The sequence below is a fragment of the Acinetobacter sedimenti genome (genome assembly GCF_022601685.1).
Classification (GTDB): domain Bacteria; phylum Pseudomonadota; class Gammaproteobacteria; order Pseudomonadales; family Moraxellaceae; genus Acinetobacter; species Acinetobacter sedimenti.
Genome location: NZ_JAKUML010000012.1, coordinates 1 through 17854 on the forward strand (window position 1 = coordinate 1; position 17854 = coordinate 17854).

The 17854-nt window shown below is 42.7% G+C and carries 18 protein-coding genes; 7 read left to right on the plus strand and 11 right to left on the minus strand.

Annotation, left to right across the window (positions count from 1 at the left end; translation table 11 throughout):
• From tolA to ybgC, 4 genes are all read right to left on the minus strand, one after another.
• Positions 1-725, minus strand: a 725-nt coding sequence (tolA, locus tag MKI79_RS08355; RefSeq protein WP_241572005.1) for a cell envelope integrity protein TolA, incomplete at its 3' end; no start/stop codon positions are given.
• Between the two features lie 57 nt (positions 726-782).
• On the minus strand, positions 783-1226 hold the full coding sequence (gene tolR / locus MKI79_RS08360) for a protein TolR (RefSeq protein ID WP_241572008.1): 444 nt from the start codon (positions 1224-1226) through the stop codon (positions 783-785).
• A gap of 24 nt (positions 1227-1250) precedes the next feature.
• Positions 1251-1964, minus strand: a complete 714-nt coding sequence (gene tolQ, locus MKI79_RS08365; RefSeq protein ID WP_241572010.1) for a protein TolQ — start codon at positions 1962-1964, stop codon at positions 1251-1253.
• A 42-nt stretch (positions 1965-2006) separates the two neighbouring features.
• A complete protein-coding gene (ybgC, locus tag MKI79_RS08370) occupies positions 2007-2471 on the minus strand; it encodes a tol-pal system-associated acyl-CoA thioesterase (RefSeq protein ID WP_241572013.1) in 465 nt (154 codons plus the stop codon).
• Between the two features lie 228 nt (positions 2472-2699).
• On the opposite strand from ybgC, the gene bioA reads away from it, so the two are divergent.
• The 3 genes from bioA to bioD are packed head-to-tail and all read left to right on the plus strand — an operon-like array spanning position 2700 to position 5835.
• On the plus strand, positions 2700-3974 hold the full coding sequence (bioA, locus tag MKI79_RS08375; RefSeq protein WP_241572015.1) for an adenosylmethionine--8-amino-7-oxononanoate transaminase: 1275 nt from the start codon (positions 2700-2702) through the stop codon (positions 3972-3974).
• A gap of 43 nt (positions 3975-4017) precedes the next feature.
• Positions 4018-5175 carry an aminotransferase class I/II-fold pyridoxal phosphate-dependent enzyme gene (locus MKI79_RS08380; protein ID WP_241572019.1) on the plus strand — a complete coding sequence of 386 codons (1158 nt, stop codon included), beginning with the start codon at positions 4018-4020 and terminating at the stop codon, positions 5173-5175.
• A gap of 12 nt (positions 5176-5187) precedes the next feature.
• Positions 5188-5835: a dethiobiotin synthase gene (gene bioD, locus MKI79_RS08385; RefSeq protein WP_407651609.1), complete on the plus strand. Its 648-nt coding sequence runs from the start codon at positions 5188-5190 to the stop codon at positions 5833-5835.
• Positions 5836-5879: 44 nt separating this feature from the next.
• Here bioD and phrB read toward each other — a convergent pair whose 3' ends face one another.
• Positions 5880-7310 carry a deoxyribodipyrimidine photo-lyase gene (phrB, locus tag MKI79_RS08390; protein ID WP_241572025.1) on the minus strand — a complete coding sequence of 477 codons (1431 nt, stop codon included), beginning with the start codon at positions 7308-7310 and terminating at the stop codon, positions 5880-5882.
• Positions 7311-7430: 120 nt separating this feature from the next.
• Between phrB and trxC the strand changes: the two genes are divergently transcribed.
• Positions 7431-7859 carry a thioredoxin TrxC gene (trxC, locus tag MKI79_RS08395; RefSeq protein WP_241572030.1) on the plus strand — a complete coding sequence of 143 codons (429 nt, stop codon included), beginning with the start codon at positions 7431-7433 and terminating at the stop codon, positions 7857-7859.
• 116 nt (positions 7860-7975) lie between these two features.
• Positions 7976-8404: an acyl-CoA thioesterase gene (locus tag MKI79_RS08400; protein WP_407651605.1), complete on the plus strand. Its 429-nt coding sequence runs from the start codon at positions 7976-7978 to the stop codon at positions 8402-8404.
• A 77-nt stretch (positions 8405-8481) separates the two neighbouring features.
• Here MKI79_RS08400 and MKI79_RS08405 read toward each other — a convergent pair whose 3' ends face one another.
• The 5 genes from MKI79_RS08405 to MKI79_RS08425 form a co-directional block, all read right to left on the minus strand.
• Positions 8482-10035, minus strand: coding sequence for a flavin-containing monooxygenase (locus tag MKI79_RS08405; protein ID WP_241572034.1), 1554 nt, complete (start codon positions 10033-10035; stop codon positions 8482-8484).
• A gap of 84 nt (positions 10036-10119) precedes the next feature.
• Positions 10120-10950 (minus strand): SDR family NAD(P)-dependent oxidoreductase, encoded by an 831-nt coding sequence (locus MKI79_RS08410; RefSeq protein WP_241572036.1) that lies wholly within the window; start codon positions 10948-10950, stop codon positions 10120-10122.
• 36 nt (positions 10951-10986) lie between these two features.
• A complete protein-coding gene (locus MKI79_RS08415; RefSeq protein ID WP_407651610.1) occupies positions 10987-11913 on the minus strand; it encodes a metal-dependent hydrolase in 927 nt (308 codons plus the stop codon).
• A 401-nt stretch (positions 11914-12314) separates the two neighbouring features.
• Positions 12315-12815 (minus strand): DUF4442 domain-containing protein, encoded by a 501-nt coding sequence (locus tag MKI79_RS08420; RefSeq protein ID WP_241572037.1) that lies wholly within the window; start codon positions 12813-12815, stop codon positions 12315-12317.
• 62 nt (positions 12816-12877) lie between these two features.
• Positions 12878-13366, minus strand: coding sequence for a YajQ family cyclic di-GMP-binding protein (locus MKI79_RS08425; protein ID WP_241572039.1), 489 nt, complete (start codon positions 13364-13366; stop codon positions 12878-12880).
• 81 nt (positions 13367-13447) lie between these two features.
• On the opposite strand from MKI79_RS08425, the gene MKI79_RS08430 reads away from it, so the two are divergent.
• Entirely contained in the window at positions 13448-13759 is a 312-nt protein-coding gene (locus MKI79_RS08430; protein ID WP_241572040.1) for a rhodanese-like domain-containing protein, read from the plus strand.
• Positions 13760-13873: 114 nt separating this feature from the next.
• Here the strand turns inward: MKI79_RS08430 and MKI79_RS08435 are convergent, their stop codons facing one another.
• On the minus strand, positions 13874-14515 hold the full coding sequence (locus MKI79_RS08435; RefSeq protein ID WP_241572042.1) for a peroxiredoxin: 642 nt from the start codon (positions 14513-14515) through the stop codon (positions 13874-13876).
• A 477-nt stretch (positions 14516-14992) separates the two neighbouring features.
• On the opposite strand from MKI79_RS08435, the gene secA reads away from it, so the two are divergent.
• A complete protein-coding gene (secA, locus tag MKI79_RS08440) occupies positions 14993-17749 on the plus strand; it encodes a preprotein translocase subunit SecA (RefSeq protein WP_241572043.1) in 2757 nt (918 codons plus the stop codon).
• Positions 17750-17854 lie beyond the last annotated feature (105 nt).

The window sequence follows — 17854 nt, forward strand, 5'->3', positions numbered from 1 at the left end:
GCTTTTTTCTTGGCTTCGGCATCAGCTTTGCGTTTTGCTTCGGCATCCGCTTTTTTCTTGGCATCAGCGTCGGCTTTACGTTTTGCTTCAGCATCCGCTTTTTTCTTTGCATCAGCATCAGCTTTGCGCTTTGCCTCTGCATCGGCTTTTTTCTTGGCTTCGGCATCAGCCTTCGCTTTTGCCTCAGCATCAGCCTTTTTCTTGGCGTCTGCGTCAGCTTTACGTTTTGCCTCAGCGTCAGATTTTTTCTTTGCATCCGCTTGGCGCTGTTTTTCTAAGGCTTCTTGGCGCTGTTTTTCCTGACGATCAGCTTCTTGACGTTGCTTTTGCTCAAGTTGCTTTTGCGCTTGCTGTTCTCTCTCTCGCTGTTTTTGCTCTTGTTGTTTTTGTTCTAGCTGTTTCTGACGAGTATCTTCGACAGGTTTTTCTTTCGGCTGAATTGGTGTTGGTACTGGATTGACTTCTTCAGGCGTTTCAGCGACTTCAGGTGCTTCGGTAATTTCTGAGATGTTCTCAGTCGGTGCTTCGGTGAGCTCTTGAAATGGTTTGTCTTGTTGTAACAGTTTGAGCTGTTCAGGCGTAATTAGAACGGTTTTTAATGGTTTTGGTGGTTCAGGGAGTGGTGCGTCAGCAAAAAAAGCCAAGCCGACCAATACCACGGCATGAATACCGACGGTAAAGGCAATAGCAAGTGGCTTTTGTTTAAACTCAGGTTGACGACGCATATTTTCTACTTTCTTACAAACTTCATTAAACGCTATAGGTTGACGAAAATGGCAGAACTATTTTAGCGGTTGAGTGACCAGTCCGACTTGATCAAGTCCTGCTTGTTGCAAATCTGACATCAGCTTCATCACTTCACCATAAGCAATGGATTGATCGCCTGCAACCATGACATTGATATTTTCATCTTGTGCAAGGGCAGAGGTCAGCGTAGTTTCGATCTCAGACAAACTCATTGGTTTTGGGTCATCACTTTGTACTTGAAGCTGTAATTGACCTGCTTTATCAATACTGACGGTGTAGAGCGTAGCATCATTGCTATTACTGCTTTGATCTTGTCCATTGACTTTGGGCAGATCGACATTGACTTTACTGGTAATCATTGGGGCAGTGACCATGAATATCACCAACAGCACTAACATCACGTCGATGTATGGAACGACGTTCATTTCACTTTTCAGTGGTTTTTTAATGCGTGCAAAACGGCTCGTTGAACGTGACATGATTTAACTTCTCAACTCAGCGGATTAATCTTCAAGCTCAGGTGCAAGCGATTGACGTTGCAAGCGTGCAGTCATTTCTTCGGCAAATAAAGCACGTTCTTCGTACAAACCTTCACTTTTTGAGGTGAAATGGTTGAATGCCAATACCGCAGGAATCGCTGCAAATAGACCAATCGCTGTTGCAATCAACGCCTCTGCAATACCTGGCGCAACCGTGGCAAGCGTGACTTGCTCGGCAGTCGATAATCCGATAAATGCAGTCATGATGCCCCATACCGTACCGAATAAGCCGACATAAGGTGCAACCGAACCGATACTGGCTAAGGTGCCTAGACCATGCTCCAAGCCTGCTTGTTCACGAGAAAGGCTGACACGCAAAATACGCTCTGTACCTTCTAAAGATTGGGCAAGTGAGGCCTTACGCTTATTCAGCTTATTAAATTCGCTATAGCCGTCATGGAAGACGTTTTCCAAACCTGCACGGTTGGCTTTGGTTTGTGCATTTTTAAATAAAGTCGGAAGTTCTGCGCCTGACCAAAAGACTTTTTCAAACTGTTGATCTTGTTTATTGGCATTTTTAAAGCTGATATAGAGCTTGGCGATGAGATACCAACTGAAGATGGATGCCAATAACAAGCCGAGCATCACCAATTGCACGATGATCCCTGCGCCTAAAATCAAATCCATGACATTTAAAGAATGTGCGGTCGCTGTGGTTGGTAGTGTTTCGGTTGGCATAATCTATTTGACCAAAAAAGTTTTAAATCAGTTTTACGATGACTATCGCTGTGCTTTTTGCAGTGATTGCTGTTCCAAAGCAAGCTGTTCAAGAATCATTTCCTTCAACGCTTCAGGAAGTTTGCGAGGTCGCATATCCTTTGATAGACAAGCGATGGTGACAAGTCCCGAAGCAAGCAGTATTTCATCACGGTAAATTTCTTGTTGCAAGGAAAATGATACGGATTTGCAAGAAATTACACGTGCTGTAACAGTCAGTAAATCATCCATTAAAATTGGTCGATGGTATTTCACCGAAATCTCGTGTACGACGAAGTTATAATCTTGCTGATGCCAATAATGTTCAAACTCAGACGCACGAAGCCATTCGGTACGGGTACGCTCCATATAGCGAATGTGATTGGCATGGTAGACGATGCCACCTGCATCAGTATCTTCGATATAGACACGGATGGGAAAACGGAAACAATTGACAGATGATTGCGCCGAATTTGCAGATTGACTCATAGGTTTTGCTCGAAGGACATTTTTAGAGAAATCACGATTTCTGAGTTTAGCCGATCAGTTTAATTTATCAAATGGCACTGCTGTTCATATTGGGTAGATTTTGCTACTGCATGGATTTTACCACAGCGTAGATTTTGTGATTGAGTGCATTTTGCCATTGAGTGCGTTTCAAAATGTGGCACACTGTTTCCGAAATTTTAATCTTTATTTTTTTCAACTTGGTTGCCAATGACTGACCCATTTGATCGCCAACATCTGTGGCATCCCTATACCTCAATGATTGATCCGCTACCGACCTATCAAGTGCGTTCGGCAGACGGCGTGTATATTGAGCTAGAAAGTGGTGAGCGTCTGATTGATGGTATGTCATCGTGGTGGTGTGTGATTCATGGCTACAATCATCCTGAACTAAATCAAGCGGTGGAAGTGCAACTGAAAAAAATGTCGCATGTGATGTTTGGTGGACTGACCCATCAGCCTGCGATTGATTTAGGAAAACAACTTTTGGCGATTGTGCCGAAGCATTTTCAAAAGATTTTTTATGCGGACTCGGGTTCTGTGGCGGTTGAAGTTGCCTTAAAAATGGCAATTCAATTTTGGGTTGCAAAAAGTAAGGCGACGAAGACGAATTTTATTACCACACGTTCAGGCTATCACGGCGACACGTGGAATGCCATGTCGGTGTGCGATCCTGTAACAGGCATGCACCATATTTTCGGCAGTAGTTTGCCACAGCGTATTTTTGTCCCTGCGCCACAATCTAGTTTTTCAGGAGAATGGTGTCCTGATGATATTGAGCCTTTAGCACAGATGTTGCAGGTGCATCACGAGAGCATTGCCGCCATGATTATCGAGCCGATCGTACAAGGTGCAGGCGGAATGCGCATTTATCATCCTGAATATCTGCGTCAAGCGGCGAAGTTGTGCAAACAGTATGATGTACTGTTGATCGTTGATGAGATTGCCACAGGTTTTGGCCGTACAGGAAAATTATTTGCAAGTGAACATGCCGATGTGCAAGCAGACATCATGTGTATCGGCAAGGCCTTAACAGGTGGCTATATGACGCTATCGGCGACGCTAACCACAGATCATGTCGCAGAGGTTATTAGTCAAGGCAAACCAAGCGCCTTTATGCATGGTCCGACCTTTATGGCAAATCCCTTGGCGTGCGCTGTGGCATTGAAATCTATCCAAGTGCTGTTGGCGCAGGATTGGCAAGGCAAGATTGCGCAGATCGAGAGTCGGATCGCTTCGGCTTTAAATCCTTTAAAATCGCTTAGCCAAGTCGCAGATGTGCGAGTGCTTGGTGCAATCGGCGTGGTAGAAATGAAAAATCCAGTTGATATGGCACAGATTCAACAGCGTTGCATCGAGCTTGGTGTGTGGATTCGACCATTCGGTAATTTGGTATACATCATGCCACCGTACATTATTTCTCAGGCGGAGTTGCAGACTTTGCTTGAAGCAGTTCAGACGATAGTCAAAGAAACTGCGGAATAAATTTCCTTTTAATTTTAATTGTTCACATTCAGGTATGCTTCACGTGAATCCACTTTATCAGTCTTATGCCGATACGCTTGATCAACTGAAGGCGCAGGGGAATTATCGCTTCTTTAAACAGATTGAGCGAGATGGACAATTTATTCATCTGAATGGCAAACGCATGCTCAATCTCAGCTCTAACGACTATTTGGGCTTGGCAGAAAATGTGGAATTAAAAACGGAATTTCTCGATACTTATCCGATAGAAAAACAACACTTTACCAGTTCATCGTCACGGTTACTCACAGGGAATTTTGAAGAATATACACAGCTTGAAGCGAATCTCAGCCAAGCCTTTGGGCGCTCGAGTTTGCTGTTTAATAGTGGCTATCACATGAATATCGGCATCTTGCCTGCGCTGTGCGATGCCAAAACCCTGATCATTTCCGATGAACTCATTCACGCCAGTATCATTGATGGGATTCGACTCACCAAGTCGCAAAAACAGCGTTATGCCCATCAAAACCTCACTGAACTTGAACAGTTACTGATTACGGCGATGGATAATGAGGCGATTGATAAAATCATCATCGTCACTGAAAGTGTCTTTAGCATGGACGGTGATGTGACGGATTTAAAGCAACTGGTTGCTTTTAAACAGAAATATGCAAAAGTCATGCTCTATGTCGATGAGGCACATGCCATCGGTGTCTATGGCGAGCGTGGTTTGGGCTGTGCAGAGGCGCAGGCATGTATCGCTGAAGTTGATTTTCTGGTTGGGACATTTGGCAAAGCTCTAGCCTCGATCGGTGGTTATCTGATTTGTGATCAGGTGATCCGTGAATTTTTAATTAATAAAATGCGTTCGCTGATCTTCTCCACCGCCCAAGCACCGATCAATATGGCGTGGACGAATTTTATTTTTCAGCGCATGATGAGTATGTCTGAACGACGTAAAAATCTGTTAAATATCAGTGCCAAACTGAAGGATGAAGTCATCAATCGTGGGCTAAGCTGTCCGACGCAAAGCCATATCATTCCTGTGATCTACGGTGAAAACCAAACTGCTGTGGATAAGGCGATGCAGATGCAAGATGCAGGATTTTATGTACTACCGATCCGTCCGCCGACGGTGGCACAAGGTACGGCAAGGGTACGGATTTGTTTGCATGCGGATTTGCAGTGGTTGCAACTTGAAGCACTTTTAGGAAAGTTATAAATCATGTTGAATCTGCAAAAAGGCATCTATTTTATCAGTGGTATTGATACCGATATTGGCAAAACTGTCGCAACTGGCATACTCGCTAAGCAATTGCTTGACCAAGGCGTATCTATCATCACGCAAAAATTGGTGCAAACAGGCAACAACGGATTTTCTGAAGACATCGCCAAACATCGTCAATTGATGCAAAAAAATGGTTTTCCAGAGGATTCCGAAGGACTCACCGCACCGCAAATATTCAAATATCCTGCATCGCCACATCTCGCCACACGCCTTGAAAATAAAAGCTTAGATTTAGATAAAATTACTTCTGCAACGCAAGTGTTGGCGGAACGTTATAATGTGGTTTTGCTTGAAGGCGCAGGTGGTCTGATGGTGCCACTGACCACCGATCTACTCACTATCGACTATGTCGCACAGCACAATTATCCTGTCATCCTTGTGACCTCAGGGCGCTTGGGCAGTATTAACCATACTTTGCTGAGTCTGTATGCACTAAAGCAGTTTGCAGTATCGCTACACAGCATTGTGTTTAATGCCATTCACGATGCACAAGATCAGGTGATTGCACAGGATACACGACAGTATTTACAGCAGAAAATGATTACGATGTTTCCTCAAGCGCAGTGGCTTGAGTTGCCAAAAGTTGAGCTTTAAAATTCAATAATTAGCATCAAAGTTCTAAGTAAAAGTTGTCCAAGTTAAAGATTTTTAAACGCATCTAATGCCCGTTGACGGCTTTGTTTTAAATCAACAATTGGTTTTGGATAATCAAGCGTATCTATTTCTTCAGATGATTTTTTAGCAGACTTATACGGCTCATGTATGGCTTTTTCATCCAAATGAGCAAGCTCGGGAAGCCAAGCTCGAATAAATTCGCCATGCGGATCGAATTTTTTGGATTGGGTGATCGGATTAAAAATCCGAAAGTAAGGCACGCTATCGGTACCCGTCGATGCGCTCCATTGCCAACCACCATTGTTTGCTGCGAGATCGCCATCAATCAGATGTTGCATAAACCATTGTTCTCCCGACCGCCAATCAATCAGCAAGTTTTTGGTCAAAAACATCGCCACGATCATGCGTAGTCGATTGTGCATCCAGCCTGTATGTTTTAGTTGTCGCATCGCTGCATCAATGATCGGAAAGCCTGTTTCGCCATTTTGCCATGAACGCAAATCAGAGTCATTATCTCGCCAAGCGATATGAATGGTTTCTTCTTTAAACGGTTGATGTTGGCTGAGTTTAGGGAAGCCATATAAAAGATGGCTATAAAACTCACGCCAAAGCAACTCATCCAGCCAAATGCGCACACCTTCATTGCCTGAAAGGAGGTCGCCATCGGTGTTGATCTGTGCAGCTTTTAAACATTGTCGAATCGATAATAGCCCTGCATTTAAATAGGTCGATAGTTGACTGGTTGAGTCGAATGCAGGGAAATCACGCTCGATGTGATATTGGTTGATGTGTTGGTCTATGAACGTATCTAGGCGGTGCCAAGCTTCAGTTTCACCGACTTGCCATTTATTCTGTCGTGATTGCGGTATAGGAGCAAAGCCATCAACGCTATGAGGGACTGTATCGGATGCAATTTTTAACTTATTTTGCTTTTTCGGTTTTGGATAGATTGGTAAATGGTGTTGCAGATGGTCTAAGCGTTCATAACAGACTTTTTTAAATGCGCCAAAAACTTTGTAATATTCATTGGATTGATTTTTGATTGAACCGACTGGGAATAACAAACGATCGTGATGTGCTTCAAAGTCAATATCTTGCTTTGATAGTTTTTTAGCAACGGCTTGATCACGTTGCATTTCATTGAATCCATATTCCTGATTGCAATGGACTTTTTGAATATTGTGCTGTTCACAAAGCTCAAAAATCGTATCGGTGAAATCCTCCCACAATTCACATGTGCGAATGAGTAACGGAATATTCAGGTCATCCAAATCCTGACAGAGCTGTTGTAATTGACGCAACCAAAAATCGACTTTGCAATCTGCATCGTCGTGAAATTTCCACTGTTTGGGACTGATGATAAATAGCGCAATGCAGTCGCTATCTTTTTGTGCGAAATGCAAAGCGGTATTATCATGTAGCCGAAGATCGGTGCGAAACCACATTAAGTTCATGATAGGATAATTGCGATGAATGCGTAGATTTGCACTGTAACATGTACATTCCAAACGATTGTATAAAAATCATTTTTTAATTTTGCAGTGCTAAAGGTCACTTAAAAAAGGAGCGTTTCCATGATCGTGGTCTGCCCAAGTTGTTTTAAAAAGAATAATTTGCCTGATGACATTGCTGTGTATGAAGCGCAGTGTGGACAATGTGATCATGATCTGTGGTCGAATCAGCCGATCACCTTGAATGATGATAATTTTATGCTATATGTGCCGAATACCGAGCTTCCTGTATTGGTGGATTTTTGGGCGGAGTGGTGTGGGCCTTGTAAGTCAATGGCGCCGACTTTTCAGCGATTGGCAGGGGAATTTAAAACGGTGCAATTTGCCAAAGTCGATACCGAAGCGTCGCCACGACTTAGTCAGTTTTTTCAGATTCGCAGTATTCCGAGTTTGATTCTATTTAAACAAACCACACAAGTTGCACGCTCAGCTGGTGCAATGAATGCAGGGCAAATGCAGTCGTGGTTAGTATCGCATTTAAAAGCACTTTAGTCGCTAATTTCAGCAATAAATATGATTTACAGCAACACTTGATCTGTGCTCAAACCAACTGAATGATCAGGATTGTTGTATAATTGCGCTTAGTTTTAGATTGGCAAAGGTAAATTATGCAAACCGTGCTCGACACAGAACAGCCACAAGGCACACTTTCTCTACAAACCATTGCCATGCCTGCCGATACCAATTGGAGTGGTGATGTCTTTGGTGGATGGTTGGTTTCACAGATGGATTTGGCAGGGGCGATTCATTCAGAGCGTATTAGTAATGGACGTTGTGCCACGATTTCTATTCATGAGATGACATTTCTCGTGCCTGTGAAAGTTGGCGACGTCATCAGTTGCTATACCGATACGCTACGTATTGGCAATACATCGATGCAAGTGCATATTGAGGTATGGAGCACCACGCCACATCGTGAAGTTTCAACTAAAGTCACAGAAGGGACATTTACTTTTGTGGCACTGGATAAAGATGGTCGCAAGCGTCCGATTCCTGATGAGATTAAAAAAGTCTATGCGGATAAAGGGAAAGCCTAAACTTTATTTTTAGTCAACAAATCAATGATGCAAAACAGCCAATCTTAATGATTGGCTGTTTTTTTAAGCTCGGATATTTAAACGACGGCGAGTTTTTTCGAGCTTGTTGCTTTCGTTGCAGTGTCAGCCTGTTGATACTGTACGTCATATTCATTCAGATCAAGTTTGGATAAGCGTTGTCTAAGCTTTTTCAATGACCACGGCCATGCAGCAAAGTTACGACCATTTTCATCCAAATAGTAGCTCTTACATCCACCGCTATTAAACACAGTTTTCTGAATGTGCTTTTGCACGAGATCATTGTGGTTACGAATCACATGAGATTTGATCGAAAACTTGCTGATGGATTTGTCTTTGAACTGCTTTAAACCATCAATCACATAATCAAGCTGTGCTTCTGCCAATCCAATGAATGAGTCATACACCAAAACATTTGGGCCAAGCATCAAGAATGCGTTTGGCACATGTTCAAGACTTGTGCCGAGATAGGCTTCAGGTGAGCTATTTTTCCACAGCTCTGACAAAATCTGCCCTTGATCATTTTGCACACGTTTGCCAATCGGCGGATGCGACACTTCAAAGCCAGTCCCCCAAATAATCACATCGACTTCATGACGCTCACCATTGGATGCGATCACGGTATTGCCTTCAACTTTGACCAAACCGTGCGGAATTAAAGTCGTGTTGTCTTGTGCAAGTGCAGGGTAATAGTTGTTTGCGAACAATAGACGTTTACAGCCAATGGTAAAGTTCGGCATGACATTTTTCAGTAATACAGGATCGTCAATCTGCTGTTTCAGCACTTGTTTAAACAAGGCATCGACAGGTTTTAAAAATGTCGGATTGCGCAGTCCAAAGTTAATCAGATTTAAAGATTGTGCAACGGTTTTGCGCCAATTGCGCTGTATCGCAGGATATTTGGCAATCAACGATTTACTAAAATCACCAAGAGGCATATCGGGCTTCGGTACAACCCACGGTGCCGTGCGCTGAAAGACAAATAATTCTTTAGCCAATGGTTGGATTTGTGGGACAAACTGAATCGCTGATGCGCCTGTACCAATGACGGCAATACGTTTACCTGTCAGATCATAATCATGATTCCAACGTGCCGAGTGGAACATTTCTCCAGTGAAGCCGTCTAAACCATCCAATTGGGGAATCTGTGGCTCGGTGATGGGACCTGTGGCAAAGATTGCAGTTTTGCTTTGATATGTTCCTTGATTGGTTTCAAGTGTCCAAAGATGCGTTTCATCATCCCATTTTGCACTAAGTAGTTCGGTATCAAACTGAATGTTTTTGCGCACATCGAAGTTTTTACTGACTTCAGTCAAATAGTTCAAAATCTCAGGCTGTTTTGCGAATAGATAATTCCATTTCGCACTGGGTGCAAATGAATAAGAATACAGCGCAGATGGCACATCACAGCCACAACCAGGGTAGCGATTGTCACGCCAAGTCCCGCCAACTTCGCTGGCACGTTCAATCACTTTGTAATTGTTTAATCCTGCTTTTTCCAAGCGAATCGCTGCGGCAATCCCTGAAATCCCTGCACCAACCACAAAGGTGTCGTAGATGTGAGAGGGAGTAATTTTTTTGCTTTGCGAAGTATTTTTTGCTTTAGCTGTCATGAGGAGTCTACCTATTTAGGTCATTTTGTACTTAGAGTCTAAGATGATGTCTTGCAATCTAAGGTCTGAAAATCATTCACAAAATTATTTTAAAAACTGGTAAGAAAAGCCAACAAACTTGTTGTACATGGTCGGCGAAGTACGTTTCATTGACCAAAACACTTTGGCATCAATCTGAGGAATGGTGTACAGCTCGCCCTTGTCCAAACGATCTAATGTCAGTTTTGCCACAGCATCGCTAGTAGTGAACGCATAATTCATCAAGGCATGATCAGCAAGTTTGGAGTAGCGATTGTCCAAGCGACCATTTTTGATGATATTGGTTGGCACAAGCGTAGGGCAGAGTACATTGACCTTGATGTCAAAAGGACGCAGTTCAGAAGACAAAGTTTCTGAGAGTGCTAAAACACCTGCCTTCGTCACATTGTAGGCACTCATCTCAGGCGCTGCGGTATAGGATGCCGCCGATGCCACATTGATAATTGCACCTTTACCCGATTTCTTAAATTTCGGCACAAAAGCATGACAGCCGTGAATCACGCCCCATAGATTGACGTTCATACACCATTGCCAATCCTCTAGGCTGACTTCATCAAACTTACCGCCTAAGCCAACGCCTGCATTGTTAATGATCAGCGTAGGCGCTTGACCGAATAAGCGTTCCGCTTCATCCGCCATTTTCATCACTTGTTCTGCCTGACCGACATCACATTGATAGGTAAATGCTTTTGCGCCCAGACTTTCGATCAGATCAACCGTTTCTTCTGCTGATGCAAGATTGATATCTGCACATAGTATCGTTCCACCACGCTTTGCGAGATCTAATGCAAAGCTACGTCCGATACCACTGCCTGCACCAGTCACCACTGCAAAAGCATTTTGACTTGGCTTGGTTTTTTTCTTAAAAATACTCATTCACATTTACTCTAAAACTTTTTAAATAGGATTTGCTTAGTTGCGCACAGGCGGAATAAATTGCTTGACGAAATACGGTGCAAGTGCGCCACCTTCTTCGAGTAATTTTTTCTCGAAATAGGCCAAATGTGCAGAGTTGTCATAATCATTTGGATGGAATGATGGGCGGAGATAATCCCAAATTTTGTTTTGCGTACTACCGAATACACCGTCTTTTGGACTAAAGATCAGGCGGACACCACGTCGAGCATCTTTCCAAAATTTAGGCGTCAACATGGCTTTTGGTTTACGCAGTGCAGGAACAAAAAGTGTCGCAAATGGAATCAAGCCTAGAATGGTGAAGTACGCCAAAAAGAACCCGCTAATACGCAGTGGATAATTACCATTTAAAGTTTGATAAACATCGTAAGCCACATCTTTGTGCTCAGATTCTTCGAGCATGTGCCACATCCACATCGCTCGTGTTTTGGCATCGTCGGTCGCATAGAATGCTTCTTCATGTTCCATCATGTATTCCGCCAGTACAGCGGTAAAATGCTCAATGCCTGCCATTAAAGAGAGCTTCAACGGTTGAGGAAATTTTAAGAAAATATGATCAAAAAATTGCTCACCTAAAAAACGGTATAGCTTCACAGGATAATTAATCGCCTGATCGGCAATTGCATCGTTAAATTCGTTATGCAGTTTTGAATGCAAAGCCTCTTGACCGATTAGGGAAGTGACACGTTGTTTTAAAATTGGATCTTTCAATTGGTCACGGTGATGGCGAGCTGTTTCAATCACCAAATCTTCACCATAAGTCAAAAATACCGATAACGTAGCAAAGAAGATTGTGGCAAATTCATTGTTGCGATAAAACTCAATGTTGATCTCACGACCTTGGAATCCGATCTGCAAATGACGAATTGGAATTGCAGAACGATTGGCATAATCCGAAACTTTAATATGTTTCTTTAAGTTCATTGTTTCGGTAATCAGATTGCGAACTGAAAGCGTAGTCATGAGAGAATTCCGAATAATTTTTTTATCACTTGGCAAATCAATGGGTCAAAACAGACAGCAGGATTTGTCAGAAAACGAGATATAGATGCTTCGAAAAGTCGGTGAAACTTTGTTCAAAACATCAGCGTTAAATTGAGTATAGAAAAAAACGGCACATGATCTTTGGCGAAAAACAACGGATCAATTGGCAAAAAGTGACAATATCGAAGGATACATGTAGTTATAGGACAATTGAGTTTTTCACTGTCCTTTAATGACAAAGTGCATCAAATTGCAGAAATTAATAAACGTCTAAAAATATAAAAAAGCGCCCAATTGTGGACGCTTTGAAACAAGTATTTTACTTGTGAAAAATGGCGCAATTAAGCTATTTTTTTCTTTTTAGGTAGCCATGCCCAAACCATTTTGCATTCGATCGGCGATTGACCAGAATCATCAACCACAGAGATCGGGATTTCTAACGATGCTTTGTCATTATCCAAGATGAATTGCTGTTGCTCAGCGCTTAAAGTTGCCGTTGCTGTTAAACCACCTGAAGCAACTTTGAGATAATCCACCTGCAAAGTTTTGATCAACAAAATTCGATCGTCAGGCACATTCAAACCTGTGACAAAACCTGTTGCGGTTTCTGCCAAAAGCGCCATCGCCGCAGCATGCACGCCCTTGATGTGGTTTTGCATATTGCGATGGTTTTCGATGCGCACCACGACTTTTTCTTTACTCACTTCGAGGTAGCGAATATTTGCCGTGCCGACCATCGGTACGATACGACCAAAAGTTTTGCTCCAAATCGTCGTGCGAAGTGCCTTCGGAAGTTTACTGGTCGCTTGGACGACTTTATAAAGGCGATTGTTTTTAGCCATGTTACACCTGTAAATAATGGAAGAATTAAAAGCTTTTCAGATTAAGCGAAAAACGTAGTCGATTAGTCCTTGAAGTTATTGAATTGCAAAGGTACGCCAAATTGCTCTTCACGCAAGAACGCCATCAGGCTTTGCAAGGTGTCACGTTTCTTATCAGTGACACGAATCTTGTCACCTTGAATCGAAGATTGCACTTTGATGCCACTTTCTTTAATGGCTTTGTTAATTTTTTTTGCGGTATCCGAGTCAAGGCCATCTTTGAGTTTGATCACTTGTACAAAGTTTTTCCCTGAAGCGGCCGCTTTTTGCGGGTCGAGTGCTTGGATATCGACTTTACGTTTGAAGAAGTGATTTTCAAGCATCGAATAGACTTGCTCACACTGAAAGTCGCTTTCTGTAGAGATTTTGATCTCTTTCGATTTTTCATTCAACTCAATCGAAACATCTTGTCCACGGAAGTCAAAACGGGTGGCAATTTCTTTTTGTGTATTCTGTACAGCGTGGTTCACTTCAAAAATTTCCAACTCGGAAACAATATCAAAAGATGGCATAACAATAGACCTTTACAACACGAAATAATATTGAGATGCTAAGGGGGTTTTCTGTTTTTGCCAAGTGCTAATGGAGTAAGAATGATCCGCAAGCAAGAAATTACCACCTTTGAATATCCAGAAGGTGCGATTATTTGGGATGTACGTGATTCAAAATCTTTTGCCGAAGGTCATTTGCCTGGGGCGGTCAATCAACCTATCGACAATATTGATGCCCAGCAACTACAAAACGTGCCAACGGGTACACCAGTCTATATCTTGTGTGGTGGTGGGAGCAAAGCACCTCGTGCCGCAGAACTGCTCGAAAGCTTCGATGATTCACGTGAATATGTGGTGCTCATGGGCGGTACACGTGCCGCAAAAGCAGCAGGCGTGATTTTAGAGCAGGGTTAACTGCTGACAGAAAAATTGTAAATAAGTTTAATGTTCATCACGCAAAATGAGTATTAAAAATGGCGCATTGATTGCGCCATTTTTGTATTTCAACTTTACAAAAAAACGTTAAATTTAGTCCTTATTCGGCTGTGGCGTTAGACGCAAATACGGCTTAACAGCTTTGTAGCCTTTCGGGAAGCGTTCTTTGATTTCTGCTTCATCTTTGATCGATGGCACAATCACCACATCATCACCATCTTGCCAGTTGGCAGGAGTAGCGACTTTGTAGTTGTCGGTCAATTGCAATGAATCAATCACACGAAGCACTTCGTTAAAGTTACGTCCAGTCGAAGCAGGGTAGGTGATGATCAACCGTACTTTTTTGTTCGGGTCGATAATCACCAATGAGCGTACAGTCGCTGTTTCGCTTGCGTTTGGGTGAATGAAACCATATAGCTCTGATACTTTACGATCTGCATCTGCTAAGATTGGGAAGTTCACTGTGGTATTTTGTGTTTCGTTGATGTCATTAATCCAGCCTTTGTGCGACTCAACGTCATCGACTGAAAGCGCAATCGCTTTGACACTACGCTTGGCAAATTCGTCTTTGAGCTTTGCGGTAAAGCCAAGCTCAGTGGTGCAGACAGGCGTGTAGTCCGCAGGGTGTGAGAACAAAACCCCCCAACCATCGCCGAGATAATCATAAAAACTGATTTGCCCTTCGTTCGAATCTTGTTGGAAATCAGGTGCGGTGTCGCCAAGACGTAAACTCATTTTTTCTGTCCTCTATTGTTTGTTGCTTTTCAAATCTATATCAAATCACTCTGTACGAATCGATGAAATGCACAGAAACGATCTGATAGATCAATCATAATATGCACCGAATACTTTTCAATGCAAAGTGAAGTTTTTGCATTTGGTTATCAGAAAATTTCATAACACTTTTTAAGCTATTGATCGCTCTATGCTTGTCGAGAGTTTGTATTGATGATTCGCTGATGTAGCATTTTGTAAGCTATAAATCATCATCGATATTTTGTAGTTATCAAAAAAGTCGATGAAAAAATGTGAAAACCCCTTGTACTTGTCATTTCAGTCCTCATAATATCCGATGAATAGGTTTTTCTTAAAATTATATTGATTTTCTAGACAGGTTGTTTGGGTTGATTCGGTGAAAATCGTATTGATTGCACAAGGAACTAAGCACCTTAATAGTTAAAGACAACTTGAACAGAGACAGAGAGTTTATACATGTTGGCAAGTCTGGTCGGAGGTATCTTCGGTACAAAAAATGAGCGAGAGCTCAAAAGAATGCGTAAAATCGTAGAACAAGTGAACGCACTCGAACCGTCGATATCCAGTCTTAGCGATGCAGGCTTAACTGCAAAAACCCAAGAATTTAAAGAACGTTTTAAAAATGGCGATAGTTTGAATAAGCTGATGCCTGAAGCGTTTGCGGTGTGTCGCGAGGCGTCGAAGCGTGTCATGGGTATGCGCCATTATGATGTGCAGTTGATCGGTGGTGTCACCTTGCATGAAGGTAAAATTGCCGAGATGCGTACAGGTGAGGGTAAAACCTTAATGGCAACGCTGGCGTGTTATCTCAATGCTTTGAGTGGCAACGGCGTGCATGTGATTACCGTGAATGATTACTTGGCACAACGTGATGCGGAATTGAACCGTCCATTGTTTGAGTTCTTAGGGCTTACAGTCGGTACGATTTACTCGATGCAAGCGCCAAGCGAAAAGTTTCAAGCGTATCAGTCGGATATTACCTACGGGACGAATAACGAATTTGGCTTTGATTATCTTCGTGACAACATGGTGTTTTCACTGGAAGAGAAGAAGCAACGTGGCTTGCACTATGCCATCATCGATGAGGTCGATTCGATCCTGATTGATGAAGCACGTACACCACTCATCATTTCTGGTCAGAGTGAAGATTCATCACAGCTTTATATGATGATCAATAACATTCCGCCGAAGCTTCATGCACAAAAAGAAGAAAAAGTACCCGATGGCGGACATTTTTGGATCGATGAAAAACAACGTCAGATCGAAATTACCGAAGTGGGTTTCGAAACCATTGAAGATGAACTAATCAAGCTGGGCTTATTAGAAGCAGGCGATAGTCTATATTCTGCAAGTAATTTAAATCTATTGCATCATGCAACCGCTGCGATTCGTGCGCATTATCTCTATCAGCGTAACGTACATTACATCATCGGTCTGAATCCAACTTCGCAAAAGCAAGAAGTGATTATCGTCGATGAAAATACTGGTCGTACCATGCCAGGTCGTCGTTGGTCAGAAGGTTTGCATCAAGCGGTAGAAGCCAAAGAAGGTTTGGAAGTTCAACCTGAAAACCAAACCATGGCGACCACGACTTTCCAAAACTATTTCCGCCTATATCGTAAACTCTCTGGTATGACAGGTACAGCCGATACTGAAGCGGCGGAAATGAAAGAAATTTATGGTCTAGATGTGGTGATCATTCCGACGCACCGTCCAATGATTCGTAATGACCAAAACGATCTGATTTATCTGACTAAAGATGGCAAATATAACGCCATTATCCAAGAGATCACTCGTGTGCGTGAGTCAGGTGTTGCGCCGATTTTGATTGGTACAGCGACCATCGAAGCCAGTGAAATTTTATCTGAAAAATTAAACCAAGCGGGTATTCGCCACGAAGTATTAAATGCAAAACAGCATGAGCGTGAAGCAGACATTATTGCCCAAGCAGGTAGCCCAAATTCAGTGACCATTGCCACCAATATGGCAGGTCGTGGTACGGATATTTTGCTTGGTGGTAACTGGCGTGCCAAGTTAGAACATATTGAAAATCACACTGAAGATGACGAACAGCGTCTGTTCGCAGAATGGCGTGAGAACAATAAAGCAGTCCTTGAGTCAGGTGGTCTACACATCATTGGTTCTGAGCGTCACGAATCACGTCGTATTGACAATCAGCTACGTGGTCGTGCGGGTCGTCAAGGCGATCCAGGTGTATCACGTTTTTACTTGTCGCTTGAAGATGATTTGATGCGTATCTTTGCGGGTGATCGTGTGGTTGCGATGATGCGAGGTATGGGCTTAAAAGAAGATGAAGCGATTGAACACAAAATGGTTTCTCGCTCAATCGAAAATGCACAGCGCAAAGTCGAATCACGTAACTTCGATATCCGTAAAAACTTGCTCAAATATGATGATGTGAATAATGAGCAACGTAAGATCATTTACTCACAACGTGATGAAGTGTTGTCTGAGCCAAGTCTACAAGACGGTATTGAAGACATGCACCGTGATGTGGTCAAAGCCATGATTGCTAACTTCATTCCACCTGAGTCGATTCATGACCAATGGAATATTGATGGGCTTGAAGATGCGCTACGCAAAGATCTAGGTATTACTTTACCTATCAGTCATTGGCTTAAGGTTAATCGCCGTCTTGATGAAGAAGGTTTGATTGAGCGTATCACCGATGAAGTGCTTGCACGTTATCAACATCGTCGTAGCTTGATGGAAGCAGATTCAGCGGCAATGCTTGAACGTCATTTTATGCTTCAATCTTTAGATAAGCATTGGAAAGATCATTTGGCTGCGATGGACTATCTACGTCAAGGGATTCATTTGCGTGGTTATGCACAGAAGAATCCTGAGCAAGAGTATAAAAAAGAAGCCTTTAACCTTTTTGTAAATATGCTCGGTGTGATCAAGACCGATGTTGTCACTGACCTATCTCGTGTGCATATTCCAAGTCCTGAAGAAGTTGTTGAGCTTGAAGCACAACAACAGCAACAAGCGAGAGAGATGGCGCTCAGCTTTGAGCATAACGAAGTTGATGGCATTACAGGTGAAGTTACCGAAGATGCAGATACACAAGGTGGTGTAACCTTGTCACGAGGTGCATCTGGGCAACTTGAGATAAAGCCACCTTCAAGCCGAAATGCGCCTTGTCCTTGTGGTTCAGGATTAAAATATAAACAGTGTCACGGAAAGATTTAATCTTTTTTAACAAAAAGGTAGCTCACGTAGCTACCTTTTTCGTGTTTAATAAGGCGTAGAATTTTAGTCCGCTATACGATGTTCGGTTTTTCAAAAACTCAAAAA

Excerpts from the sequence above, each read along its gene's own strand:
- tolR (WP_241572008.1), bottom strand. The coding sequence starts at position 1,226 with ATGTCACGTTCAACGAGCCGTTTTGCACGCATTAAAAAACCACTGAAA.
- tolQ (WP_241572010.1), bottom strand. The coding sequence starts at position 1,964 with ATGCCAACCGAAACACTACCAACCACAGCGACCGCACATTCTTTAAAT.
- ybgC (WP_241572013.1), bottom strand. The coding sequence starts at position 2,471 with ATGAGTCAATCTGCAAATTCGGCGCAATCATCTGTCAATTGTTTCCGT.
- bioA (WP_241572015.1), top strand. The coding sequence starts at position 2,700 with ATGACTGACCCATTTGATCGCCAACATCTGTGGCATCCCTATACCTCA.
- phrB (WP_241572025.1), bottom strand. The coding sequence starts at position 7,310 with ATGAACTTAATGTGGTTTCGCACCGATCTTCGGCTACATGATAATACC.
- trxC (WP_241572030.1), top strand. The coding sequence starts at position 7,431 with ATGATCGTGGTCTGCCCAAGTTGTTTTAAAAAGAATAATTTGCCTGAT.
- MKI79_RS08400 (WP_407651605.1), top strand. The coding sequence starts at position 7,976 with ATGCAAACCGTGCTCGACACAGAACAGCCACAAGGCACACTTTCTCTA.
- MKI79_RS08405 (WP_241572034.1), bottom strand. The coding sequence starts at position 10,035 with ATGACAGCTAAAGCAAAAAATACTTCGCAAAGCAAAAAAATTACTCCC.
- MKI79_RS08410 (WP_241572036.1), bottom strand. The coding sequence starts at position 10,950 with ATGAGTATTTTTAAGAAAAAAACCAAGCCAAGTCAAAATGCTTTTGCA.
- MKI79_RS08415 (WP_407651610.1), bottom strand. The coding sequence starts at position 11,913 with ATGAACTTAAAGAAACATATTAAAGTTTCGGATTATGCCAATCGTTCT.
- MKI79_RS08420 (WP_241572037.1), bottom strand. The coding sequence starts at position 12,815 with ATGGCTAAAAACAATCGCCTTTATAAAGTCGTCCAAGCGACCAGTAAA.
- MKI79_RS08425 (WP_241572039.1), bottom strand. The coding sequence starts at position 13,366 with ATGCCATCTTTTGATATTGTTTCCGAGTTGGAAATTTTTGAAGTGAAC.
- MKI79_RS08430 (WP_241572040.1), top strand. The coding sequence starts at position 13,448 with ATGATCCGCAAGCAAGAAATTACCACCTTTGAATATCCAGAAGGTGCG.
- MKI79_RS08435 (WP_241572042.1), bottom strand. The coding sequence starts at position 14,515 with ATGAGTTTACGTCTTGGCGACACCGCACCTGATTTCCAACAAGATTCG.
- secA (WP_241572043.1), top strand. The coding sequence starts at position 14,993 with ATGTTGGCAAGTCTGGTCGGAGGTATCTTCGGTACAAAAAATGAGCGA.